Genomic DNA, 23,583 nt, shown 5'->3' on the forward strand with positions numbered 1-23,583 from the left:
TCTCGCGGAGCGGTGTCGGCAGGGGCTGGCGCATGATGCAGCCGGCCACGAAGGTCCGGATCGTATCCACCGGATGCTGAACCGGATCGAGTGGGACGCGGATGAGGTGCTCGACGACGTGCGTCAGTACGTGGTCGACAACCTCGGCGACCGGGACGCCGTCCTGGTTGTGGACGACACGGGCTTCCTGAAGAAGGGGACGCGGTCGGCCGGGGTGCAGCGGCAGTACTCCGGCACCGCCGGGCGGACGGAGAACTGCCAGGTCGGCGTCTTCCTCGCGTATGCAACCGACCGCGGGCGGACACTGATCGACCGGCGTCTGTATCTGCCCACCTCCTGGACCGACGACCGCGAAAGGTGTCGCCGGGCCGGCATCGATGACGAGGTCGCCTTTGAGACCAAGGTGGCCATGGCGAAGGCGATGGTCCGCCGCGCCATCGCGGACAAGATCCCGTTTCGGTGGGTGACCGCGGATGCCGCCTACGGGTTCAGCAAAGGCTGGCGGTCGGAACTGGAGCGGGCGGACGTCTTCCACGTCATGGCCACCACCCGCCACGACACCGTGGTCACCCGCTGGGCGATCGACCATCCCGTCCACGACCTGTTCAACGGTCTTGCCCGGCAGAAATGGAAGCGTCGTTCCTGCGGCAGCGGGGCTCACGGCCTGCGGATTTACGACTGGGCACGCGTCGAGGTCAGGCCCTGGCACCGGCCCGACCGCCGCCACTGGGTCGTCGCCCGCCGCAGCGTGAGCCGGCCCGGGGAGATCTCTTACTACATCGCCTACTGCCCGGCTGAGACAACGCTTGACGACCTGATCCGCATCGCGGGCAGCAGGTGGGCCATCGAGGAGTGCTTCCAGAGCGCGAAACAGGAATGCGGCCTGGACCACTACCAGGTCCGCCGCTATCCCGGCTGGCACCGCCACATGACCCTGGCCATGGCTGCCCACGCCTGCCTGACCGTCCTGCGAGCCCGCGAGCTGGATGCCGGGAAAGCAGAAACGGATCCTCCCAGCTCATCCACCTCAGCCTCGCCGAGATACGACGGCTGATCACCCGCCTCGCCGACCGCCGGCCCGCCCCCGTCGAGCACATCCTGCACTGGTCGGCCTGGCGCCGAAGACGACAACACCAGGCCCGCACCAGCCACTACAAACGACGCGGACACAGCCCCTGACCTGGCCAGCAGTCACGGCAAGCACCGTTGCAGTATTAGAGTTCATCTCATTTGGCTCGGTCGGTAGCCTGAGTTCGTGACGATCGTGGAGCGCATGGTGCCGGACGAGTTATGGGACCTCTTCCAGCGGGTCGTGCCGCCCGCCCCGACACGGCCGCAAGGTGGCGGCCGGCGGCGGTACGGCGACCGCGAGACACTGGCCGCGATCATCTTCGTGGCCACGACGGGCTGCGCCTGGCAGCAACTGCCTGCGGTCTTCGGCCCGTCGGGCCCGACCGCGCACCGGCGCTTCACTGAGTGGACCGCCGCCCGAGTGGGGGCCAAGCTGCACCGCCTGGTCCTGGACGAGCTCGGAGCGCGCGGGGAGTTGGACTGGTCGCGGTGCGCGATCGACTCGGTGAACATGCGGGCCCTGAAAGGGGGGCACTGACAGGTCCGAATCCTGTCGACCGGGGCAAGAAGGCCTCGAAGATCCACTTGATCACGGAGCGGACTGGTCTGCCCCTTTCGATCGGTATCTCCGGTGCCAATCTCCATGACGGCCAGGCCCTGCAAGCCTTGGTGCGGGGGATTCCGCCGATCCGCTCCCGCCGCGGCCCGCGCCGCCAGCGGCCCGCCAAGCTTCACGGCGACAAGGGCTACGACTACGACGACCTGCGTCGATGGCTTCACAAGCGCGGCATCCGCCACCGCATCGCCCGGAAGGGCATCGAGTCCTCCACGAGGCTGGGCCGACACCGCTGGACGATCCAGCGCACCGTGTCCTGGCTGGGTGGCTGCCGCCGCCTGCACCGCCGCTACGAACGCAAGGCCGAGCACTTCCTCGCGTTCGCGGCCATCGCCTGCACCCTCATCTGCTACCGCAGACTCACCAAATGAGATGAACTCTTAGCACATCCGTCGCCGACCGCGACCTCGTCGAAGCCTGCCGCGCCACCATGCGCGGCGAACCCTTCCCCTACCCCGGCGCCGTCAACGCCCGGTCGAACGCCACCGCTCCAACCTGCTCCAGAAGCTTCATGCGATTATTCCGGCGCGACTCCATGGAGGGAGCTGCAGGCATGCCGCGAGGGCAAGGGGGCGGGGTTTGGGCGCGGGTGGGGATCGAAACGGTGCGTCAATGTCCGATGAGGAGTGGGAGCGTTTTCTTCGCGAGTCGGTCAATGGTGTCGCCGACGCGCCCAAGGAACCCTCGGCCCGCGCCCGCCAGGTAGCGAGGAGACTTCGGGCGGAACCCGACCGCACTGACGGCTGGCGTACCTATACGCCGCCCCGGCCGCGGCGGCGGAAGGGCTGGTACGTAGGCGGGCTACTCGCACTCGTGATGGTGCTCGGCGTGGCCCTCGCCCCTGAGCGGATCCACGCCCTGTTCGGTGGCGGGGATCCGCAGTCGCAGCCATTGCCAGCCGAGACCGAGCGGCCGGAACAGGCACCTTCGGCGGTGCCGGCCCTGCGGCCCACCCTGGATGAGCCGTTCAAGGGGTCTCCTGCGGCACGCTGGGCGAATGGTTCGGCGGGGATCACTGTTCCTGAGGCCGAGGCGACTGGGTGGATGACTACAGCCCAGGTCGAGCAGGCTCTCGCAAAGAGCCGGACCTTCATGGTCGCCTCCAACCTGGATCCTCGCGTGCTACGGGGCGAGCATCCTGAGAAGGCGATCAAGCTGATCAACCCGCATCAACAGGACGTCCAGGCGTTCCTGAAGGCCGCGTTCCGGACGCCCAGCAAGGATCGCGATCCGCTGCTGTTGTTCAGCCGCTTCGAGACCTCGAAAGCCCGTCTGGTGGGAGATGTGGTCAAGACGCGGGGCCGCATCACCTATCAGGAAGGCGACCGCGGTGCGCTCCAGGTGACCGCTGACGTCACCTTCGTCTATCCAGTGACGCGCGCGGCGTCAGACAGTGATGAAGTCGTACGCACCATCGTGCGACGCGAGGTGGTGATGAGCTGGGACGACCCCTCCAAGGTCATCACGGAGCCCGGGACCTTCTCGGTCCTGTCGTACAAGCTCGACATGACAAACGGCGGTTGTGACAACCACACCGGATACTTCCAGCCACCTTTCGGGGCGGAACAATCGACCAGCGCGGCCGGCGCCGCGGTCGACCCGTACGACCGCAGTACGGCGATCGGCCAAGACATGCAGACCCCGCAGGACGGCTGCGCGATCGCCACACGTTCCTGACGCGCCGTGAAGCGGATTCGGGGTGGTCGCTAGGGTGGCACCGACGGCTTTCCAAAGAAACAGTCAAGGATCACAGCCAGACAGGAGGACAGCCGTGGGCGCTGCGCGGATGAGCAGTACGCCGCTGCCGGGGATCGGGGTGCGCTACGACCTGACCACGCGGGAACAGCGCCGTCTGTCGGTGGTGGCCCATCGTGACGGTTCACGGACGCTGAGCGCGTACCGGGAGGACGATCCGGACGCGTGCGCGATGTCGGCACGGTTGACCGCAGGGGAGGTGGCGGCGCTCATCGACGCGCTGATGCCGGCGCACCACAGCCCGAGTCTGCTGTCGACGACCGAGCTGGGGCTGGTTGCGGAGCGGATCGAGCTGTCCGCGACGTCGCACTGGAACGGACGGCTGTTGGGCGACACCCGGATGCGGACGGAGACCGGTGTGTCGATCGTGGCGGTGCTGCGCCGGGCGGAGGCGATCCCCTCCCCGGGGCCGGACTTCCGACTGGCCGGCGGGGACACCCTGATCGTGATCGGTACGCGCGAGGGCGTCGAAGCCGCCGCCGCGATACTCGGGCGGGAGTGATCCGCGGTGCACTCGTCTGCGGTCTTCCTGATCGAGTTCGGCGCGATCATCCTCGGTTTGGGACTGCTGGGCCGGTTCGCCGGACGCTTCCAGTTCTCGCCCATCCCCTTGTATCTGCTGGCCGGGCTCGCCTTCGGCGAGGGTGGTCTGCTGCCCCTCGGCACCAGCGAGGAGTTCGTGGCGATCGGCGCCGAGATCGGCGTCATCCTGCTGCTGCTCATGCTGGGCCTGGAGTACACCGCCACTGACCTGGTCTCGAACCTCAAAACGCAGTACCCCGCCGGACTTGTCGACGCCGCGCTCAACGCCCTGCCCGGCGCGGCCATGGCTCTTCTGCTCGGCTGGGGGCCGGTGGCGGCGGTCGTCCTCGCCGGGGTCACGTGGATCTCCTCGTCCGGCGTGATCGCCAAGGTGCTCGGCGACCTGGGACGGCTCGGCAACCGCGAAACGCCCGTGATCCTCAGCATCCTGGTGCTGGAAGACCTGTCCATGGCGGTCTACCTGCCGATCATCACGGCGCTGCTGGCCGGGACCAGCCTCGCGGCGGGCAGCGTGACCCTGGCCATCGCACTCGGTGTGGCCGGGCTCGTACTGGTGCTGGCGGTGCGTTACGGCAGGCACATCTCCCGTTTCGTCTCCAGCGACGACCCCGAGAAACTGCTGCTGGTGGTGCTGGGCCTGACCCTGCTGGTGGCCGGCATCGCCCAGCAGCTGCAGGTCTCGGCGGCCGTGGGCGCGTTCCTGGTCGGCATCGCCCTGTCCGGCGAGGTCGCCGAGGGCGCGCACAACCTGCTGGCCCCGCTGCGGGACCTGTTCGCCGCGGTCTTCTTCGTCTTCTTCGGCCTGCACACCGACCCGGCCAGCATCCCGCCGGTGCTGCTGCCCGCCCTCGCGCTGGCCGTCATCACGACGCTGACGAAGATCGCCACCGGCTACTGGGCCGCGAGGCGAGCGGGCATCTCCGCGAAAGGCCGCTGGCGGGCGGGCGGCACCCTGGTCGCCCGCGGTGAGTTCTCCATCGTCATCGCCGGACTCGCCGTCACCGCCGGCATCGAGCCCTCGTTGGGCCCGCTGGCCACGGCGTACGTGCTCATCCTGGTGATTCTCGGCCCGCTCACCGCCCGCTGGACCGAGCCCGTGGCCCTGCGTCTGGCCGCTCGCCTGGCCAAGCCCACGCCGACGGCCCAGGCGCCGCTCACGGAGGCGCACGAAGCGGTGGATGACCAGGACACGGTCGGCCGGGCATGACCGAGGAGGCCTGGGCGGCCTGACGGGTCGAGCCGGGTTCGCGGGAGTCTGCGTCAGCACCGGGGCGGCCCAATCCATCGGGGGCCGGTCTCGTCGTACTTCTCCGGCCCCTCGGCAACGGCGACGGCGTGGGCGCGGACCAGGCTGCGCCGGCCGTGCCCGGCCTCGGCCGCCCGGGCGCCGAGCGCACGGCGGGGACTCGCTTCTCGTCGCGGGTCACGCGTCGGCCCGGGGCAGCGGCGTCCGCCAGGATCCGTTCGAAGCCGTCGAGTAACGCCCCGGGCGCGTCCTGGACGGTCACGGCTTTCCCCCTTGGCTCGCACACCGTCGGCTGTGCGCTCCGGCGTTGCCCTGGTGGCTCAGCCGCTCGCATGCGCGGCCTCGGCGGGCTCGGCGGTCGCGGTCACGGTCGCATCGAGCGGCTTCCTCGACGGCAGGGCGAGTGAAGCGGCGGGCGAGCGGACCGAGAACGACCAGGATCAGGACGTAGGCGGTGGCCAGAGGGCCGATGCGCGGTTGGACGCCGACGGCGAGCCCGGCGATGACGATCGAGAACTCGCCGCGGGCGACCAGGGTGCCGCCCGCCCGCCACCGGCCCCGGGAGGCGCGTCAGTGCGCGGGGCAGCTGTGCAGGCCGGCGTCGGCGGTATCAGGAACGCCGTCGCGGGCGGCGTTGTCGACGCGTACGCGGATGACTCGACCCATGTCACGGCTCCTCAGTCGCCGTTCGCCGCAGGGTGTTCCGGCCGATCGAAGGACTCGGGTGTGCCGTGCTCGCCGAGCCAGCGGGCGAGCCTGCCCCGCCTCCCGATGGCGCGGAGCCTGCGCTCGGCGGCTTCCCGGTTCTGGGGCGTGGTGATGAGCAGTAGTTCGTCGCCGGTGCGCAGCACAGTGTCCCCGTGCGGTACGAGCGTGGTGCCGTCCCGGACGATCAGCGTGATCACGGTGGGCGGCGGCAGACGCAGCTCGGACACGGCCACGCCCTTGAGCCGGGAACCGGGCGGGACGGACACGGTGAGCAGGTCGGCGTCGAGGACGTCGAGCGGCGCGGACTCGACCTGGACCTCGCGCAGGGCGCTGGGCCGGGTCAGCCGCAGTCTGCGGGCGACGGCGGGCAGCCCGGGGCCCTGGATCAGAGTGAAGAGCACGACCAGGACGAACACGATGTTCAGCAGGTCGTCGGCGTCGGTGACGTCTTCGACGATGGGGAAGGTGGCCAGCACGATGGGGACGGCCCCGCGCAACCCGGCCCAGGAGATGAACGCCTGCTCGCGCCAGGGCACCCGGAAAGGCAGCAGGCACACCAGGACGGAGACGGGGCGGGCTGCGAGCAGCAGCACCAGGCCCGCCACGAGGGCCGGGACGACGGCGGAGGGCAGTTCACTCGGGGTGACCAGCAGCCCGAGCATCACGAACAGGCCGATCTGGGCGAGCCAGCCGGTGCCCTCGGCGAAGGAGCGGGTGGCGGCGCGGTGCGGCAGGTGGGAGTTGCCCAGGACCAGCCCCGAGAGGTAGGCGGCGATGATGCCGCTGGCGCCCGCGGCCCCGGCGGCGGCGAAGGCGACGATGCCGAAGCCGACGGTGGCCAGCGGGTACAGGCCGGTGGCGGGCAGCGCGATGTGCCGCAGCGCCACGGCCCCGACCCGGCCGACGGCCAGGCCGATGGCGCCGCCCACCACCAGCTGGTACACGATGTTGCCGGCGATGTGCGCGGGGTCGGGCAGGTCGGTGGAGGCGGTGGAGAAGACCAGCACCAGGATGATGGTGGGTGCGTCGTTGAACCCGGACTCCGCCTCCAGCAGCCCGGTGACCTTCTGCGGCAGCGGCAGGGAACGCAGGACGGCGAAGACCGCGGCGGCGTCGGTGGAGGACACGATCGCGCCGAGCAGCAGCGCCGGATGCCAGTCCATCCCCAGCAGCAGATGCGCCCCCGTGGCGGTGACCACGACGGAGACGCCCACGCCGACGGTGGCCAGCACCCCGGCGGGGGCCAGCAGTCGCCGTACGTCGCTCCACTGGGTGCTCAGACCACCCTCGACCAGGATCACGGCCAGGGCCGCCGTGCCCAGCGCCTGCGCGAGCTGGGCGTCGTCGAACTCCAGGCCGATCACGTCCTCGCCGGTCACCACGCCGACCGCGAGAAAGAGCAGCAGACTGGGCAGGCCGAGCCGGTGCGCCGCCCGTGCCCCGATGATGCTGGCCAGCAGCACGACCCCGCCGACCAGGAGCATCGCGTACAGCTCTTGCAGCGTCACCGGCCACCCTTGGCCCTGCCTCGCGCGGCCGCTTCCGGGGTGTCAGCAACGGTCGGGATAGTTACGGCGGCGCTTCTGTACGTGAGGAGAGTCGAAGAGCTGTACGGCGATGCCGCTGACGACCAGGCCCGTGGCGATGAGCAGCCCGTCGGCCACGACGACACCGGTGACCAGCATCGCCACCCCGGCCGCCAGCGCCCACCAGGCGCCGGTGTGCCGGTACTCGCGCGGCCGGGCAGGGCGTCCGGTCGCAAGCGCGCGGGCGAACCGGGGATCGTTGCGCTCAAGCCGGGCTGCGAGGTCCACCAGACGCTCGTCGTCGGACTGGGGCACGGCTCCTCCTTCACGGAACCTGTCACCGCATGGGGGCGGGTGAGGCAGGGAACGGCTTGAGCCATGGGCATCTCCTCCGGCACCGGGCGTGGACGGCGGGCCAGGGTGCGACAGCTCGCCATCCCGGCACGTCCGGCACTGCCACGGCCCAACCACGGCGGACCGCTCCGGATGACCGAACCACCCACGACACTCCCGGTGGCCCGGTGGCCGCCGGAGTGCGCGCCACCACCGGCGCCACGTCCTGCCGGAGACCGCAGCACGGCCCGACACACTCGGACGCCGTCGCGGCTGTCTCACCCGGACTCCAGCATTCCCCCCTCCAGCGGCTCCCGCCATCAGGCTCAACACCCATTTTTCCTGGTGCCGGACACGCACAAACGTTTGACGGAGGACCTGCACAACACCGCCACCGCGAACCGGCCGCCGGGCACGGACAGGCCGACTGCGCGGCCGGCGGTGGGCACGAAGATGGGTGCTGTCACGGATGGCGGTCGCCCCCGGCCGCGCACACGCTGAGAGTGGTGGCGGCTCACGGGAAGGAGGCGGGACGAGGTGTCCCTGTTCTGGCGGATCTTCCTGCTCAACGCCGTCGTCGTGATCGCAGCCACGGCTCTGTTGCTGGGCCCGGTCACCGTCTCCACGCCCGTGCTGCTCACCGAGGCAGCAGTCCTCACCGCGGGCCTGGCCGCCATGCTCGTGGCCAACGCCCTCCTGCTGCGCATCGGTCTGGCGCCACTGCAACGCCTCACCCAGGCCATGACCACCACCGACCTGCTCCGCCCGGGGCGACGGCCCACGGCCGGCGGCCACGGAGAGATCGCCGAGCTGATCACCACCTTCAACACCATGCTCGACCGTCTGGAGCACGAACGCGCCACCAGCAGCGCCCGCGCCCTGTCCGCTCAGGAAGCCGAACGCCGCCGCATCGCGCGGGAGCTGCACGACGAGATCGGCCAGACCCTCACCGCCGCCCTGCTCGAACTCAAACGCGTCGCCGACCACGCCCCTGCGGGCCTGCGCGAGGAGCTGCACCAAGTGCAGGAGACCACCCGGGGCAGCCTGGACGAGATCCGCCGCATCGCCCGCCGCCTGCGCCCCGGCGTCCTGGACGAACTCGGCCTGGCCAGCGCCCTCAAATCCCTCACCACCGAGTTCACCAGCCCCGGCCTGACCGTCACGCACCACCTCGACGCGGACCTGCCGCAGCTCGGCCGCGACACCGAACTCGTCCTCTACCGCGTCGCCCAGGAAGGCCTCACCAACACCGCCCGGCACGCCCACGCCCGCACCGCCGACCTCGCGCTGACCCGCGCCCCGACCGGCGTCGAACTCCGCGTCCACGACGACGGCCACGGCATCGGCGACTCCCCCGAAGGCGCCGGCATCCGCGGCATGCGCGAACGCGCCCTGCTCATCGGCGCCGACCTCACCGTGGGCCCCGCCCCCGGCGGCGGCACCGAAGTACGCCTGGCCGCCCCCGTCCACGCCCCCGCTTCCGACCCCGACCGGAACCCCTGACCATGCCCGAGCCGACTCCCACCCGCATCCTCCTCGCCGACGACCACGCCCTGGTCCGCCGCGGAGTCCGCCTCATTCTCGACAGCGAACCCGACCTGACCGTCGTGGCCGAGGCCGACAACGGCGCCGAGGCCCTCGCTCAGGCCCGCGCCCACCACCCCGACCTGGCCATCCTCGACATCGCCATGCCCCGCCTGACCGGCCTGCAGGCGGCCCGCGAACTCTCCCGCACCCGGCCGGAGACCCGCATCCTCATCCTGACCATGTACGACAACGAGCAGTACTTCTTCGTAGCCCTCGCCGCCGGCGCCTCCGGCTACGTCCTCAAATCCGTCGCCGACCGCGACCTCGTCGAAGCCTGCCGCGCCACCATGCGCGGCGAGCCCTTCCTCTACCCCGGTGCCGTCAACGCCCTCATCCGCGACTACCTCGAACACGCCCGCGACGGCCGCCCCCTGCCCGCCCGCACCATCACCGACCGCGAGGAGGAGATCCTCAAACTCGTCGCCGAGGGCCACACCACACAGGAGATCGCCGACCTCCTCGTCATCAGCCCCAAGACGGTCGAACGCCACCGCGCCAACCTGCTCCAGAAACTCGGCATGAAGGACCGCCTGGAACTCACCCGCTACGCCATCCGGGTCGGCCTGATCGAACCCTGACCGAGCCCAGCACTCTGGTGAACTGACGACCCGTCAGCTATCGTCCGGCCTGCCGCTTCCCGAAGGAGTGATGTCCCGTGCCGTCACGTCCCCAGAGCCCGCAGCCGCCCGGCACGCCACGCTGGGTCGCGATGTTCTACGAGCCGTCCTCCGCGTCCTGGCGGGTCGGCGCTCAGTCGCCGTACCGGGTGCCGGTGTTGTACGCCCTCGGTGAGATGACCCAGACGCTGCGGGCCCGCGGCGAGGATCCGGCCGTGACGCTGTGGGGGCCGAAGGACGGCGCGTGGCAGCGGATGGACGCTCCCGGCGCCGTCGAGGCCACCCCCGCCGCCGCACCCGAGCCGCCCACCGGCACCCCCGCCCAGCCCACCAAGCTCGCCGAACGCATGACCGACCGTCGGCACCAGGTGCTCGTCGCCGCGCTGAACCGTGCCGGGCTCTACGACCTCGCCCCGGACGACGAGACGGCCGTCCAGGCGGTCGTGGACCAGCTCGACGAGACGACCGTCCGCAGGGTCGCCCACTGGCTCACTCTCGCCGCCGGAGAAGCATCGCCGGTTCGGTGAACCGCCCGACGGGCAGGGAAGGGACGTACGTCTCGGTTCCGATCGGCCCGTCGCTTCACGGGCTCAAGGCCACTGGAGTGGGAATGAAGCTCTCCGTTGACCCCGAGCGCTGCTACGGCTCCGGCGACTGCGCCTACCGGGCCCCGTCCGTCTTCACGGTCGTGGACGGCTTCGGCGCGGTCATCCCGGGGCGCGAGGACGCCGGAGACGATCCCAAGGTCCGGGAGGCGGTCGAGGGGTGCCCGTCGCAGGCCATCACGGTCACCGAAGAGCGTCGCGCGCCGACCGGATGAGCCGCCCCCTCGCGGCGGCCACGGACGTCCTGGTCACCCTCGGCAGCCGGTACGTACGGCACGCCCCCGGCAGCCTCGGCAAGGCGGCCCTCGCCGCGCGCCTGCTCAACCCGTACCTGCGGGACCATCCCCGCAGGCGCCTCGCCGAGACCCGGTCGGGCGCCCGTTTCGCGGTCGACACGCGGGACCTGATCCAGCGCTACCTCTACCTCTTCGGCGTCTGGGAACCCCATATGACCGGCTGGCTCTCCGGCCGCCTCAAGCCCGGCGACGGCTTCGTCGACGTCGGCGCCAACATCGGCGTCTTCAGCGTCCTGGCCTCGCAACTCGTCGGCGACGCGGGCCGGGTCGTGGCCGTCGAGGCGTCCCCCGTCCTGCACCGGCGGCTGGAGCAGCACGCCTGGCTCAACGGCTGCCGCACCGTCCGAGCCGTCCACGCCGCCGTCTCCGACAGCCGCGGAAAGCTCACGTTCACGCTCGCCAGTTCGCGCAACATGGGCGCGAACAGCATCGTCCCCTACGACGGCCCCGCCGAGGCCGTCTTCGAGATCGAGGCGGCACCGCTCCCCGACCTGCTGGAGCCGGGCGAGCTGGAGAACGCCCGGGTGATCAAGATCGACGTCGAGGGGGCGGAGGGGAGCGTCGTACGCGGGCTCGCCCCCGTGCTGGACCGGCTGCGGCCCGATGCCGAGATCACGGTGGAGGTGACGCCCGAGCGCATGGCCAAACTCGGCGACGGTGTGGAGGAGTTGCTGGGCACCATGGCCGGGGCCGGTTTTCATGTCTACCGCCTGGCCAACGACTACGCCCCCGCGAGCTATCCGCCCGCGCTCAGCGGTCCCCGCCGGGTGCCCCTGCGGTGGCGGGGGCCGGTCGTCGGGGAGAGCGACCTGGTCTTTTCGCGCACGGACGCCGAGGCGCTCCCCTGACCTCCGAGGACATCCGACGGGCACTCAGTAAGGTGCGAAAGCGGATGAAAGGGGTACCCACCGTGGCCATCAACACCGTCTACGCCGTCATGCCCGTCGCCGACTTCGAGGCGGCGCGCACCTGGTACGAACGCCTCTGGGGCCGCCCGGCCGACCGCGACCCCATGGAGGGCCTGGCGGAGTGGGAGGTCATCCCGGGCGGCGCGATCCAGCTGCTCCGCGAACCCGACCGCGCGGGCGCCGCCATGCTGACGCTGGCCGTCGACGACGTCGACGCAGAGGTACGGCTCGCCGCGGCCCGAGGGCTGGACCTGGGGACGGTCCAGGACACCCCGGGCGGCTTCCGCGTCGCCGCCGTCACCGACCCGTCCGGGAACGTCGTCACCTTCGCCCAGGACATCGGCGAGGCGGTGTGAAAGCCGCAGTCTCTCTCAGCCGACCCGATCCAAACGGCAGGGCCTACGTGCCCCCACCCGCCGGATACCGCCAGCCCAACTTCGCCAGCGCCCGCGCCCGTGCCTCCGCCACCGTCATCCGTGCCGCCCGCTCGGCCGGATCGACGTGTGAGGACTGGCCCGTCACCTGGCCCTCCCACTTGCGGTAGAGGAGTCCCACCTCCGCCGAGAACCAGCCCCGGCTCACGGAGTTCAGCGCCAGCAGCAGTCCCGTGTCCTCGGACGCGGGCAGCGCCATCCAGCCGCCGAGCGCCAGCAGCAGATCCCGTCGTACGCAGAGCGAGGCCGGGTGGACCTGGGCGCGGAAGTCGTTCGCCGTCCAGAAGTCGAGCACCGCGCCCCGCTCGACCGGCCCGTCCTGCGGGTCGCCCGGGAAGCCGGCTGTCGAGCCGTCCGGCAACAGGTCCAGCACCCGGGAGGTCACCCACCCGACGCCCGGCTCGGCCTCCAGCACCGCCAGATCGCGGGCCAGTACACCCGGCGCCAACTGGTCGTCGGCGTCCAGGACCTTCACGTACTCGCCGTCCGCGTGCGCCAGCGCGATCGTGCGCGCCACCCCGGGTCCCCCGCGCCGCCCCTGACGGAACGTCACCCGTGCGTCGTCTGGCACATACGGGCGGACGTCCTCCGACTCCCCGTCCTCCTGGATCACCCACCGCCACTCCCAGCCCTCCGGAAGCCGCTGCTCGCACAGCGACGCGTAGGCGTCGGGCAGAAAGCGGGCCGACGGGGGATGCACAGCGGTCACGATGGCGACGTGCCGGGTCACGGCAGCCCTCACCACCTTTCCAGCCACGTGGTGAAGAGCAGTTCGGTGCGGTCGCCCGGCAGCGTGACGTCGGAGATGTCCACCACGCGGTCCTCGATGTCGTACGACGTCTTGTGCAGCAGGATCACCGACGTGCCCGGCTCCAGCTCCAGGTCCGCGGCCTCCTCCGGGGTCGGCGGGCGGGCGGTGAAGCGTTCCTCGATGCGGGCCACCTCGATGCCGACGGTGGAGAGCTGGTGCTGGGTGCCGCCGGGCCAGGGCTCGTTGGTCTCGTCCAGGAGAGCGGGGTTCGCGGCGATCATGTCGCGGACCAGGTAGGACGTCACGAGGTTGAAGGGCGCCGTCTCCGTCGCGCACCTGGTCCGGTAGCGGCGCTCCAGCAGGACCGTGCCCTCGGGCACACCGAACGCCTCCGCCAGCTCCTCGGGCGCCTCGATCTCGCGGTATCTCGCGTGGAAGACCAGGTCCTGGTGATCGAGGCCGGTGTCGTGTTCCGTCGCGCCGGTCGCGGCCCGCTCGGGCAACGGCCGACGGGCGCGGTCCTTCTCCCACTGGTGCCGTCGGTTGTCGCGGACCGCGAGCGTGCGGGGGCTGCGGACGAAGGTGCCGAGGCCGTGCCGCTTGTCGATCAGACCTTCCTCGCTCAGCACCCGCAGCGCGTTCTGGACCGTCGGCACACTGCGCCGGTACCGCTCGGCCAGCTCCGTCTCGGCCGGCAGCCGGTCACCGGGCCTGCGTTCGCCCTCGCGGATGGACCGGCGAATGTCGTCCGCGATCACTTCGTACGCCTTCGGCATATGAGCCAGCCTAGGACTCCTAAAGAGGTCTTGCCGACCGGGCCCGGCTGTATCGGAAATCAGGACGGGACTTTGTCAAATTGCGGTGCGCTCGCGCCGCAATACATCCACCTGTGGCGCCGTATCGAAGAATGCCTCGCCATTTCATGCGGGGCACCGGCGAACGAAAACGCCCGATCGCTGGCGACGGGGGATGCACCAGCGATCGGGCTGTGGCCAAGAGTAACAAGGCGGATGGCGGCGCGGGAGCCGACTGACGAGGTGCGTCGAGGTGCTGTGACGCGGATCACTGCGGGCAGGGCGGCTCGTAGGACAGTCGCGACAGGTACTCGTGCCACTTTTCCGGCGTCAGTACACCCCGAGTAGTCGAACAAATGTGCTTGACCGCGTCGTCGACGTTCAGATCCCACAGCCGTACGGTCCCGGCGCCGCTCGACACCCCGAGCAGGCGGCTGTTGGGGCTGAAGGACAGGAAATTGCCGGTCTTGGCGTTGGGGCTCAGCGACTGCCCGATGGGCTCCGCGGTGGACGGGCGGCTGACGTCCCAGAGGCGGACCGTGTCGTCGTTGCCGCTGCTGGCCAGCGTGTGACCGTCCCGGCGGAACGTCAGGGACACGATGGCCTCGGTGTGGCCGGTGAGGTTCGGGCCGAGCCGGGACGCCTTGAGCGGGTCCGCGACACCCCACAGCCCGACCGTGTTGTCGTCGCTGCCGCTGGCGAGCGTCTGGCCGTCGGGGCTGTAGGCGAGCGCGTTGACGGGGCCGAGGTGGCCGCGCAGCGGGGTGCCGAGCCGGGTGACGTGCCGGGGGTCGGTCACCTTCCACAGGCGGATCGTGGTGTCGGCGCTGCCGCTGGCCAGGGTGCGGCCGTCGGGGCTGAAGACGAGGGTGAGGACGTAGCCGGTGTGGCCGGTGAGCGGTGCGCCCAGCCGCCGGGGGTTGGAGGGGTCGTCGACGTTCCACAGCTGGATGGTGCGGTCGTCGTAGGCGGTGGCCAGGGTGTGCCCGTCGGGGCTGTACGCCAGTGCGTCGGGCCCGGCGTACCGGGTGCGCAGTTCGATGGGTGGGCCGTAGGCGACCGGACGGGACGGGTCGGTGACGTTCCACAGCTGCACCGCGCGGCTGCCGGTCAGCACCGCGAGGGTGCGCCCGTCGGGGGAGAACACCACCGAACGGACGTCGCCTTCCGCGGGCAGGAACGGCTCGCTCAGCAGCACCGGCCGCTTGGGCGCCCGTACGTCCCACAGCCGGATCCGCTCGTCGCGGGCGGCCGTGGCGAGCACCCGCCCGTCCGGGCGGAACGCCCCGATCCGGCCGACCATGTCCGACCTCGGTATCGACCACAGGCGGACCTTGTTGTCGCCGGTGCCGGTGGCGAGCGTACGGCCGTCGGGGCTGAAGCCGAGGGCGTACATCTCGCCGCTGCTGCCCGCGAGCGGCTCGCCGACCTGGGAGGGGAACGCCGGGTTGCTGACGTTCCACAGGCTCGCCGAGCTGTCCGCGCTGGCGACGGCGAGCAGGGAGCCGTCCGGGCTGAACGCCACCGACCACACGGGCCCGGTGTGCCCGGTGAGCGGGGCGCCGAGCGGGCCCGCGTGCCGTATGTCGGTCACGTTCCAGAGCTGGACGGTGTCGTCGGCGCTGCCGCTGGCGAGGGTGCGGCCGTCGGGGCTGAAGGCGACGGAGTGGATCAGGGCCCGGTGGCCGGTCAGCGGGCCGCCGATCGGCTCGGGGTGCCGCCGGTCGGTCAGGTCCCACAGCCGGACGGTGGTGTCGTCGCCGCCCGACGCCAGGGTCCGCCCGTCGGGGCTGAAGGCGACCGAGCGCACGGCGGCGGTGTGGCCGGTGAGCGCGCCGAGCCGGGTCGGCCGGGCCGGGTCGGCCACATTCCACAGCCGTACGACACGGTCCTCGGTGGCGGCGGCGAGCGTACGGCCGTCCGGGCTGAAGTCGAGCAGATAGACCGTGCCGTCGTGGCCGGTCAGCGGCGCGCCGAGCGGGCGCGGGTGACCGGGGTCGCGGACGTCCCACAGCCGGACCGTGCCGTCGTCGGAGGCGCTGGCGAGGGTCTTGCCGTCGGGGCTGAAGACGGCGGTGCTCACCCAGCTGGTGTGCGCGGCGAGGGGCTTGCCCAGGGGTTTGGGGCGCTCCGGGTCCGCGACGTTCCACAGGCGGACCGTGCGGTCGTAGCTTGCGGTCGCCAGGAGTTTGCCGTCGGGGCTGAACGTCGTGAGGTAGACGGCGCCGGTGTGGCCGAGCAGCGGGGTGGCCAGCGGTGCGTTGACGATCGACACCAGCCGGTTGTTGGTGCCCTCGTCGTCCGGGCGCAGGCGGTGGGCGACCAGGTCGAGTTGGGCGGACAGCGACGGGTCGGTGTACTGGACGCGGTCGGCCTCGGCGAGCACCTGCTCGAACACCGCGTCGTCCCGCTGCTGCCACGCGACCACCGCCGACCCGACCGCCAGCACCGCCAGTACGACAAGGGCCGCCACCGCGCTGCGGCTGATCCACACCGTGCGCCGGCGCAGCCGGACCGAGGCGGCCAGGAAGTCGACCGCGCTGCGGGTCAGGGAGGTGTCACCGGCGGACCGCGCCCAGTTGTGCGCCTGCTCCAGCCGGGAACCCCGGTACAGCAAGGACGTGTCGCGGTGGGTCGCCTCCCAGGCCCGGCTGTCCTCCTCAAGACGCTGGCGCAGCAGGTTGCCGCCGCGGTCCTCGTCGATCCAGTCGCGCAGCCGGGGCCAGGCGTGCAGCAGCGCCTCGTGGGTGATCTCCACGGTTTCGGCGTCGAGGGTCACCAGCCGGGCGCGCACCAGCTCTTCGAGCGACTCCTCCGTCTTGCCGGGGTCCGTCGACTCCTCCGCCAGCTGCCGCCGCGTCCCGCGCCGCCGGGTCGCCTGGGTGTCCTCGCCCAGCCGGACCAGCCTCAGCAGCAGCAGCCGCGCGGCCGTCCGCGCCGCCGGGTCCAGCCGGGACCAGGCCCGCTCGGCGGTCGCCGCCACCGCGCCCTGGATGCCGCCCGCCGCGCGGTATCCGGCCAGCGTCAGCCGGCCCGCCTTGCGCCGCTGCCAGGTGGCGAGCAGGGCGTGCGACAGCAGCGGCAGCGCGCCCGCGTCGTGCGCCCCGCGCGGTCCGTCGGAGCTCACCTCCCGGACGATCAGCTCCGCCAGCCCCGGCTCCAGCTCCAGGCCCACGGCCTTGGCGGGGCCGGTCACCGCCTCGCGCAGCTCCGCGGTGGTGAGCGGCCCGAGCACCATGTGCCGGTGCTGCAAGGCGTCGGCCAGCTCCGGATGGCCGAGGCACTGCTCGTAGAAGTCGGCGCGGATGCCGAGGACGATGAGCACGGGGGCCGGTTCTTCGGGACCGGCGGGGGAGGCCGCGGCGTGCAGGAGCTGGATGAACGTACGCCGGTCGGTCTCGTCGGAGCAGAGGGTGAAGGCCTCCTCGAACTGGTCGACGATGACGACCGGCCGGGTCTCACCCCGCGCCCACGCCGTGACGGCCTCCCGTACGGCGTCCGCGAACTCGGGGGTGCCGGGCTCCTCCGCCGTGACGACCGGTGCAAGCCCGGGGATACGGCGGGTCAGCTCCGCGAGCGGGTCGGCCCCCGGCACCAGCTGCACCACCTCCCGGCCCTGACCGCCGCGCAGGGCGGGCACCAGACCGGCGTTCAGCAGCGAGGACTTCCCCGCCCCCGAGGCCCCGACGAGCATGACCAGCCCGCCCGTCCGCTCCGCCGCCCGCAGTTGGGCGACCAGGGCGTCCGTACTGCGCTCCCGCCCGAAGAACCAGCGCGCGTCCTGCTGGCGGTAGGAGGCCAGCCCCCGATACGGGCACACACCGCCCGGAACGGGCGGGCCGCCGTCGGCCGGAGGCCCCTCCTCCTCTTCCGGGTCCGCCGCCCCGCCGACCGCACGCTCCCAGAGGCGCTGCCACTGGCCCATGTCGTACAGACCGGTGGACACGGGAACGGGCCGGGCCCGCCGGGCCTGCGGAATGAGTACGTGCAGCACGGCCGCGAGCGCCGCGAACTGAGCCGGTACGTTCTTCGCCCGGCGCCAGTCGCTGATCCGCTGCGCGGAGACCCGTACGGGTCGCCCCCGTTCGTCCACCCGTTTCAGTCGTACGACGGCCTCGGACACGCTCTTCAGGGGAGGGTTGCCCGCCTCCTTGTACAGCAGCGCGAGACGTTCCGCGAAGGCTGTGCGTGCCCCTGAGTCCGAACCCAAGGTCTCCACCCCTTACTTCCGCCGCACCTGGCCATCCGGACCGGAAAACCCACTTTATACGTCTGACCTGCGGATTTGTGGTCGTCCGGACGCCGGAACCCTCCTCGTCGCGAGCCCTGGATGGGAGGCTGACTTCCACTGCGCGCGTCGTTCGGCACCGGTCTCCACGTGGGGAGGGACCGGTGCCGAACGACGTTGCTCAAGGCTGGTCAAGATCATGTCCAGCTCATACCCAAGCCGCCCCGGGAGAACGCTTCCGGGGCGGCTTGCGTTGCTGGAATGACGCCTTTCGTTCACCTGGCGATAACCAATTTCACCGGAATTTCTTCTGTAACCGGAATGGCTGCCTTCGTATTCGATTTCTTACCCGGTAATTCCGTCCGAGGCACAACCATGGGGATCCGGTAATCATCTAAGTCGGCGAACGAGGGCGCGCGGGAGCCGCAGCATGGGACGAAATGCGACGCGTGCCACTTCCCCAGGAGGACTGCCCAGAATGGTCTGTTCGCACGGACGTGGCGCGGGTCACGGAAACCGCTGGTGCCGCCCGGACAGGGACAGGGTGTGAAACAGCCCAGACCGGCCGCCGCCCTGCTCGCCGCGGTCCTGACCGTCACCGCGTTCTGCGCCGCCGACGCCGTCGCACGCACCTACCCCTTCGGCCCCGACACCCGGAACGTCAACGACCTGGGCAACCAGTACGTCCCGTTCCACGCCCACCTGTGGGACCTGCTGCACGGCAGGGCCGACGGCGGCTTCCTCGTCAACTGGCAGTCCGGCTACGGCTCCAGCTTCCTGCCCGACCTCGGTACGTACGTCAGCAGCCCGTTCGCCCTGCTGGTGGCGGTGTTCCCGCGGGACCGGATCGACCTCGCGGTGTATGTCATCACCGTGCTCAAGGTGGCGTCGGCCGCCGCCGCGATGGCCTGGCTGCTGCTCACCCTGCGCCCCGGCCGTTGGTGGGCGGCGGGCCTGCTCGGAGCGTCGTACGCCCTGTGCGGCTGGACGCTGGCGAGTGCCTCGTACAACACCATGTGGCTCGACGGCCTCCTCGCGCTGCCGCTGCTGTGCCTGGTCGGTGAGTGGACGCTGCGGGACGGGGGCCGGGGTCGCCGGTTGCGTCAGGTGCTCGGTGTGCTGATCGTGGCCGTCGCCTGGATCGCCAACTTCTACACGGCGTACATGGCCACCCTCGCCGCCGGTCTGGTGCTGCTGCTGCGGCTGTCGCTCACCGACGGCACGCTGCGGCACAAGCTCCGGGCGGCGGGCCGGGCGGTGGTCACCGTCGGCCTCGGGGTGGGCCTGGCCGCGCCGCTGGTGACAGTCGTGTACTTCGGCACCAAGCACGCCTACCCGGGCCGCGTCCGGGAGTTCGTGCCGGTGCCGACGGAGGACGTGCTGGCGCGGCTGCTGCCGGCGACGTACGGCTTCGGCTCACCGGCCGTGTACGTCGGCATCACCGCGCTGCTGCTCGCCCTCGCCCTGCCCTTCCACCCGGCGGTGCCCCCGCGGGTGCGGTTCGGCTGGACGCTGCTGGTGGTCGCCGTCGCCCTGTCGTTGCAGTGGGGGCCGACGCATCTGCTGTGGCACGCCTTCGCGACGCCGCAGGGCAGTCCGTACCGGCAGACGTTCGTGCTGTGCGCGCTGCTGGTGATCGCGGCGTGGCACGCGCTGGCGTACGGGGTGCCCGGGTGGCGGGCGTTGAGCGCCGCGGGCGGGCTGCTGGCGCTCATCGCGGTCGTGGCGAGCGGGAGTTATCTGATACGGCCGTTCGCCTGGCCGGTGTTCTTCGTGGCCGTGCTGGGGTCGGTGGCCGGGCTGACGTTGCTCGCCGTCCGGCAGACCCGGGGCGCTCACCTGACCGCCAGAGGCCGTGTCGTACTGCCCGCCCTGGCCGCGCTGCTGCTCATCGGTACACAACTCGGCGAGGCCACCGCGACGTCCGCCGTGGCCAGCCGGATGCGCCTCGGGCACATGGACGACTACGCGACCTGGGGAGCGCGGCAGGAACGGCAGGCGGAGGCGATCGCCGAGGCCGACGGCTGGCCCCGGTACCGCACCGACCCGGGCCGGGAGCAGACGGTCGGCAACGACCCGCTGATGGTCGGCGGGCAGGGCGCCCAGTACTACAGCAGCCTCACCTCCGACGTCCTCAGTCGCACCCTCACCGCCCTCGGGGACGGCTGGACTTCGCGCGGCCGCAACGTCCAGAGCCTCGACAACGCCGTCACCGACGTGATCTTCTCCGTCGGCGCACGGGTGCACTCACCGCCGGACCCGCATCAGAGGTGGTTCCGCAACGAGGGCGGCACGCTGAGCGTGTCCCGGCAGCAGGTGCCGCCGCTGGTCACGGTACGGCCGACCGGCGCACGCGGGACGGTCGCCGACTTCGGCCCGTCGCCGTACCGCAACCAGGAACTGCTGCTCGGCACCCGCGTCTACACCGTCCCCCGCATCACCGTGCGCACGGCGGACGGCACCCCGCCGCGGCGCAGCGCGGACGACCGTCCGGGCGTCCTCATACCCGCTCGCGGCGGTGCCGACGGAAACAGGCCGACGATCACGGCCAACTGCCCCGCCGGTGACGAGGTCTACCTGTGGGCGCCGCACTTCTCCGGCACCGCGCGCCTCACCGGCGACACGGCCGGCGGCCTGACGGGCCGCTTCCGGGCGGACCACCCCGTCACCAAGATCTCCGCCATGCAGCGACTCGGCAAGGTCCCGGCGTCCGGCCGACTCGGCGTCGAACTGTCCCCCGACCGCGAGGGCGTCGTCCCCGACGGCGCGGTCGGCTGCCTGGACACCGCGCGCCTGCGCACGGCGGCCGAACGGCTGACGGCCACCGGCGCCACCGACGTGACGTTCTCCGACAGCGGCGAGATCCGCGCCGAACTCCCGCCCGGCAGCAGGGGAACGGCCGTGATCGCGGCCCCTCGGATCGCCGGCTGGCGCTGCGCGACGGGGGACGCATCGGCCGTACCCGCGCAGCAGTACTACGGCCTGATCGCCGTACCCCTGAACGGCTCCGCCACCACCGTCACCTGCACGTTCCACCCGCCCGGCCTGCGGCTGGGCGCGGCGGTGGGCGGGGCGTCGCTGCTGACGCTGCTCGCGCTGGGCGCGCTGACCGTCGTACGGGACCGCCGCCTTCGACGCCGTACCACGCCCCACCCCGCACCACCCCGACCGACGACTCCACTGCCCGAGCGCGCGAGCGCGTGACCGGCCACCGGCGCCCGCAGAAGACCTGGGGAAAACCATGCTGATATCGATCGTCGCACCCTGTTTCAACGAGGAAGACGTCATAGAACGCTTCCACGAGACGGTCCAGAAGGTCGCGGAGGAACTCCTGCCGCTGGGCCACGACATGGAGTTCGTCTACGTCGACGACGGCAGCCGCGACCGCACGCTGCTCCTGCTCAAGCAACTGGCCGAACTCGACGCGCGCGTGCGCTACGTCTCCTTCAGCCGCAACTTCGGCAAGGAGGCGGCCCTGCTCGCCGGACTGCGGCACGCCTCCGGAGACGCCGTGATCATCATGGACGCGGACCTCCAGCATCCGCCGGAGCTGATCCACCGCATGGTGGCCCTGCACGAGGAGGGCCACGACCAGGTCATCGCCAAGCGTACGAGGACCGGCGACGGGGCGCTCCGCACGGTGACGGCACGCCTCTACTACCGCCTCGTCAACCGCCTCGTGGACGTGGAACTCGTGGACGGCGTCGGTGACTTCCGCCTGCTCTCCCGCCGGGTGGTGGACGCGGTCCTGGACCTCACGGAGTACAACCGCTTCTCCAAGGGCCTGTTCGCCTGGGTGGGCTTCCCGAGCACGACGTTCGAGTACGAGAACGCCGTACGCGAGCACGGCCGCAGCTCGTGGACGCTGAGGGGCCTGCTCAACTACGGCATGGACGGCCTGATCTCCTTCAACAACAGACCGCTGCGGGCGGCCCTCTACCTCGGCATGGGGCTGCTGCTGTGCACGGGCCTGTACACGGCGTGGATCGTGATCGCCGCCCTGGTCAACGGCGTGGACACGCCGGGCTACGTCACGATCATCACCGCGGTCACGGCGGCGGCCGGTATGCAGATGATCATGCTGGGGATCATCGGCGAATACACGGGCCGGATCTACTACGAGGTGAAGGGCCGCCCGCACTTCCTGGTGAAGGCGACGAATGTGGAAGGATCGCCGGAACGCAGCACGGGCGGCCGGACGAAGGACCTCATTCCCTGATGAGTACGACGACGACTACGCGTCCTGCGCAGGCGCGCCCGGTCACGGGGCAGATCCTGACCTTCGCCGTGATCGGTGTCATCAACACCGGGACGTACTACGGCCTCTACCTCCTGTTCCTGCCGCACATGCCGTACCTGGCCGCACACGTCGTCGCGACGGCGCTGAGCATGACGGGATCGTTCTTCCTGAACACCCACTTCACGTACCGGACCCGCCCGACGTGGCGGAAGTTCCTGCTGTTCCCCCTGACGAATGCCACCAGCTTCGTGGTCACCACGGCGGGCGTGTACGTGATCGTCGACATCCTGCACGCCGGCAACCGCCTGGCCCCCCTCATCGCGTCGCTGGCGGCGGTGCCGGTGACCTTTGTGGTGGCGCGCATGATCATGGTGCCGAAGAGGGGAACGGCCGGGGAGTGATCAAGCGGCGGGGCTCTGCGGGCTCCGCCGTGTCCTGATCCGGCGCCGGGGCGCGAGCCGCCGCCCCGCGGCGACCCCGGCCACGGGCAGCACCACGACGGCGGCACCGCCGACGACCCACGGCACCCAGTTCACGGGCGTGTGCCCGGAGACGGCGACGATCTTGCCCTCACCCGGTACGGAGTCGATGCCCTGGGGCGTGAGGATGGTGTCGTCCACGTCGAAGATGTCGTTGTGCCGCCGGAAGTCGTCGAGACCGCCGGTGTAGGTCGCCCCGTCGGAGTCGATGAGGGCGGTTTTCTTGTCGGCGGAGCGGGCCACGTAGAGGGTGACCAGCTCAAGGGACTTGTCCTCCCGCTTGACGAGCACGGACCGCTGATACAGCGTGCCGGAGGCTCCGGCGAAGTCCTTCGCCGCCTGTCGGACGGATGCGTTGGGCGAGCACGGCGGCTCGGTCGCGGTGTCGTCGCACGGGGTGGCCGCGAGGAGGGCGTACTGGAGCTGTTCGGGCGTGTAGTAGGCGGCGAAGTTGGCCAGCCGGTCCTCGCTGGAGCGGCCGTCGTCGGTGGGGAACTTGTCGTTCTCGACGTCGGTGGACCTCGTGTACTCACGGAACAACTCCGGCCCGGAGATCTCGGGCTCGGACGACCCACAGGACGACAGCAGGACGACGCTCAGCGCGGCGAGGACTGCGGCACGTGCTGCGAAGCGGGGACGCGTCATGCGGGCCCTCCCAGGGCGGGCGTCGGGTAGCGGGCCCACCTGTTTACCGGGGTGGGGGCGGGAGGGGTCCCGGCTGCCCCGCCTCGGTCAGGGCACCGTGCCTGAGGGCGCCGATCAGCGACGACCAGGCATCAGCCCGGAAGATGATCGAGCGCCCGAGCGGATCCTTCGAGTCGCGTATGGGGGCTTGGCCTGGCGGGG

At 71.3% G+C, this 23,583-nt stretch carries 21 protein-coding genes and 2 pseudogenes; 15 read left to right on the top strand and 8 right to left on the bottom strand.

The annotated features are described in order from the left end of the window. The 6 genes and pseudogenes from SSP24_RS39110 to SSP24_RS39135 form a co-directional block, all read left to right on the top strand. On the top strand, nt 1-1,054 hold a 1,054-nt coding region (locus SSP24_RS39110), incomplete at its 5' end, for an IS701 family transposase (RefSeq protein WP_141315509.1). A gap of 219 nt (nt 1,055-1,273) precedes the next feature. Continuing rightward, nucleotides 1,274-2,058 (top strand): IS5 family transposase gene (locus SSP24_RS39115; RefSeq protein ID WP_141315543.1). Its coding sequence is split into 2 segments (ribosomal slippage): nt 1,274-1,607 and nt 1,607-2,058, totalling 786 coding nucleotides; the frame shifts between segments, so codons are not numbered across the junction. A 17-nt stretch (nt 2,059-2,075) separates the two neighbouring features. Further along, nucleotides 2,076-2,159, top strand: a pseudogene (locus tag SSP24_RS43630) (DNA-binding response regulator); the annotation flags it as partial. 140 nt (nt 2,160-2,299) lie between these two features. After that, nucleotides 2,300-3,364 (top strand): hypothetical protein, encoded by a 1,065-nt coding sequence (locus tag SSP24_RS39125; protein WP_229865553.1) that lies wholly within the window; start codon nt 2,300-2,302, stop codon nt 3,362-3,364. A 109-nt stretch (nt 3,365-3,473) separates the two neighbouring features. After that, complete coding sequence (locus SSP24_RS39130) at nt 3,474-3,944, top strand: cation:proton antiporter regulatory subunit (protein WP_141315513.1); 471 nt, start codon at nt 3,474-3,476, stop codon at nt 3,942-3,944. A gap of 6 nt (nt 3,945-3,950) precedes the next feature. Then, nucleotides 3,951-5,192, top strand: coding sequence for a cation:proton antiporter (locus SSP24_RS39135; protein ID WP_141315516.1), 1,242 nt, complete (start codon nt 3,951-3,953; stop codon nt 5,190-5,192). Between the two features lie 297 nt (nt 5,193-5,489). Here SSP24_RS39135 and SSP24_RS44620 read toward each other — a convergent pair. From SSP24_RS44620 to SSP24_RS39155, 3 genes and pseudogenes are all read right to left on the bottom strand, one after another. Continuing rightward, a pseudogene (locus tag SSP24_RS44620) lies at nt 5,490-5,792 on the bottom strand (hypothetical protein); the annotation flags it as partial. A 116-nt stretch (nt 5,793-5,908) separates the two neighbouring features. After that, the gene (locus tag SSP24_RS39150; RefSeq protein WP_141315518.1) at nt 5,909-7,447 is read right to left on the bottom strand and encodes a potassium/proton antiporter; all 1,539 of its coding nucleotides are present in this window, start codon (nt 7,445-7,447) and stop codon (nt 5,909-5,911) included. Between the two features lie 42 nt (nt 7,448-7,489). After that, nucleotides 7,490-7,780 carry a DUF3040 domain-containing protein gene (locus SSP24_RS39155; RefSeq protein WP_141315520.1) on the bottom strand — a complete coding sequence of 97 codons (291 nt, stop codon included), beginning with the start codon at nt 7,778-7,780 and terminating at the stop codon, nt 7,490-7,492. A 555-nt stretch (nt 7,781-8,335) separates the two neighbouring features. On the opposite strand from SSP24_RS39155, the gene SSP24_RS39160 reads away from it, so the two are divergent. From SSP24_RS39160 to SSP24_RS39190, 6 genes are all read left to right on the top strand, one after another. Next, nucleotides 8,336-9,301: a HAMP domain-containing sensor histidine kinase gene (locus SSP24_RS39160; RefSeq protein ID WP_141315522.1), complete on the top strand. Its 966-nt coding sequence runs from the start codon at nt 8,336-8,338 to the stop codon at nt 9,299-9,301. A gap of 2 nt (nt 9,302-9,303) precedes the next feature. Further along, entirely contained in the window at nt 9,304-9,963 is a 660-nt protein-coding gene (locus tag SSP24_RS39165) for a response regulator (RefSeq protein ID WP_141315524.1), read from the top strand. Between the two features lie 77 nt (nt 9,964-10,040). Further along, the gene (locus SSP24_RS43465) at nt 10,041-10,529 is read left to right on the top strand and encodes a hypothetical protein (RefSeq protein WP_176605075.1); all 489 of its coding nucleotides are present in this window, start codon (nt 10,041-10,043) and stop codon (nt 10,527-10,529) included. A gap of 83 nt (nt 10,530-10,612) precedes the next feature. After that, nucleotides 10,613-10,822: a ferredoxin gene (locus SSP24_RS39180; protein ID WP_141315526.1), complete on the top strand. Its 210-nt coding sequence runs from the start codon at nt 10,613-10,615 to the stop codon at nt 10,820-10,822. Then, nucleotides 10,819-11,751, top strand: a complete 933-nt coding sequence (locus tag SSP24_RS39185) for an FkbM family methyltransferase (RefSeq protein ID WP_141315528.1) — start codon at nt 10,819-10,821, stop codon at nt 11,749-11,751. Before SSP24_RS39180 ends, SSP24_RS39185 begins: the two co-directional genes overlap by 4 nt. 44 nt (nt 11,752-11,795) lie before the next feature. Further along, complete coding sequence (locus SSP24_RS39190) at nt 11,796-12,167, top strand: VOC family protein (protein WP_218037141.1); 372 nt, start codon at nt 11,796-11,798, stop codon at nt 12,165-12,167. A 43-nt stretch (nt 12,168-12,210) separates the two neighbouring features. Here the strand turns inward: SSP24_RS39190 and SSP24_RS39195 are convergent, their stop codons facing one another. The 3 genes from SSP24_RS39195 to SSP24_RS39205 all read right to left on the bottom strand — a co-directional run bounded on the left by SSP24_RS39195 (nt 12,211) and on the right by SSP24_RS39205 (nt 18,009). Continuing rightward, nucleotides 12,211-12,975, bottom strand: a complete 765-nt coding sequence (locus SSP24_RS39195) for a glycosyltransferase family 2 protein (RefSeq protein ID WP_141315530.1) — start codon at nt 12,973-12,975, stop codon at nt 12,211-12,213. 8 nt (nt 12,976-12,983) lie between these two features. Continuing rightward, on the bottom strand, nt 12,984-13,772 hold the full coding sequence (locus tag SSP24_RS39200) for a GntR family transcriptional regulator (protein ID WP_141315532.1): 789 nt from the start codon (nt 13,770-13,772) through the stop codon (nt 12,984-12,986). 286 nt (nt 13,773-14,058) lie between these two features. Then, on the bottom strand, nt 14,059-18,009 hold the full coding sequence (locus tag SSP24_RS39205; protein ID WP_141315534.1) for a WD40 repeat domain-containing protein: 3,951 nt from the start codon (nt 18,007-18,009) through the stop codon (nt 14,059-14,061). 555 nt (nt 18,010-18,564) lie between these two features. On the opposite strand from SSP24_RS39205, the gene SSP24_RS39210 reads away from it, so the two are divergent. From SSP24_RS39210 to SSP24_RS39220, 3 genes are read left to right on the top strand one after another with little or no spacing between them, the layout of a single operon-like run. Continuing rightward, complete coding sequence (locus SSP24_RS39210; protein ID WP_167529831.1) at nt 18,565-21,222, top strand: YfhO family protein; 2,658 nt, start codon at nt 18,565-18,567, stop codon at nt 21,220-21,222. 37 nt (nt 21,223-21,259) lie between these two features. Beyond that, nucleotides 21,260-22,237 (top strand): glycosyltransferase family 2 protein, encoded by a 978-nt coding sequence (locus SSP24_RS39215; protein ID WP_141315537.1) that lies wholly within the window; start codon nt 21,260-21,262, stop codon nt 22,235-22,237. After that, entirely contained in the window at nt 22,237-22,659 is a 423-nt protein-coding gene (locus tag SSP24_RS39220; RefSeq protein ID WP_141315538.1) for a GtrA family protein, read from the top strand. Before SSP24_RS39215 ends, SSP24_RS39220 begins: the two co-directional genes overlap by 1 nt. On the opposite strand, the gene SSP24_RS39225 is transcribed toward SSP24_RS39220, so the two are convergent. Together SSP24_RS39225 and SSP24_RS45440 are read right to left on the bottom strand one after the other, a co-directional pair. Then, nucleotides 22,660-23,382: a hypothetical protein gene (locus SSP24_RS39225; protein WP_141315540.1), complete on the bottom strand. Its 723-nt coding sequence runs from the start codon at nt 23,380-23,382 to the stop codon at nt 22,660-22,662. It abuts the gene before it with no gap. A gap of 43 nt (nt 23,383-23,425) precedes the next feature. Further along, nucleotides 23,426-23,563: a DUF397 domain-containing protein gene (locus SSP24_RS45440; protein ID WP_373306736.1), complete on the bottom strand. Its 138-nt coding sequence runs from the start codon at nt 23,561-23,563 to the stop codon at nt 23,426-23,428. Nucleotides 23,564-23,583: the final 20 nt, after the last annotated feature.

Origin of the sequence: Streptomyces spinoverrucosus, assembly GCF_006539505.1 — a bacterium.
GTDB classification, from domain to species: Bacteria; Actinomycetota; Actinomycetes; order Streptomycetales; family Streptomycetaceae; genus Streptomyces; species Streptomyces spinoverrucosus.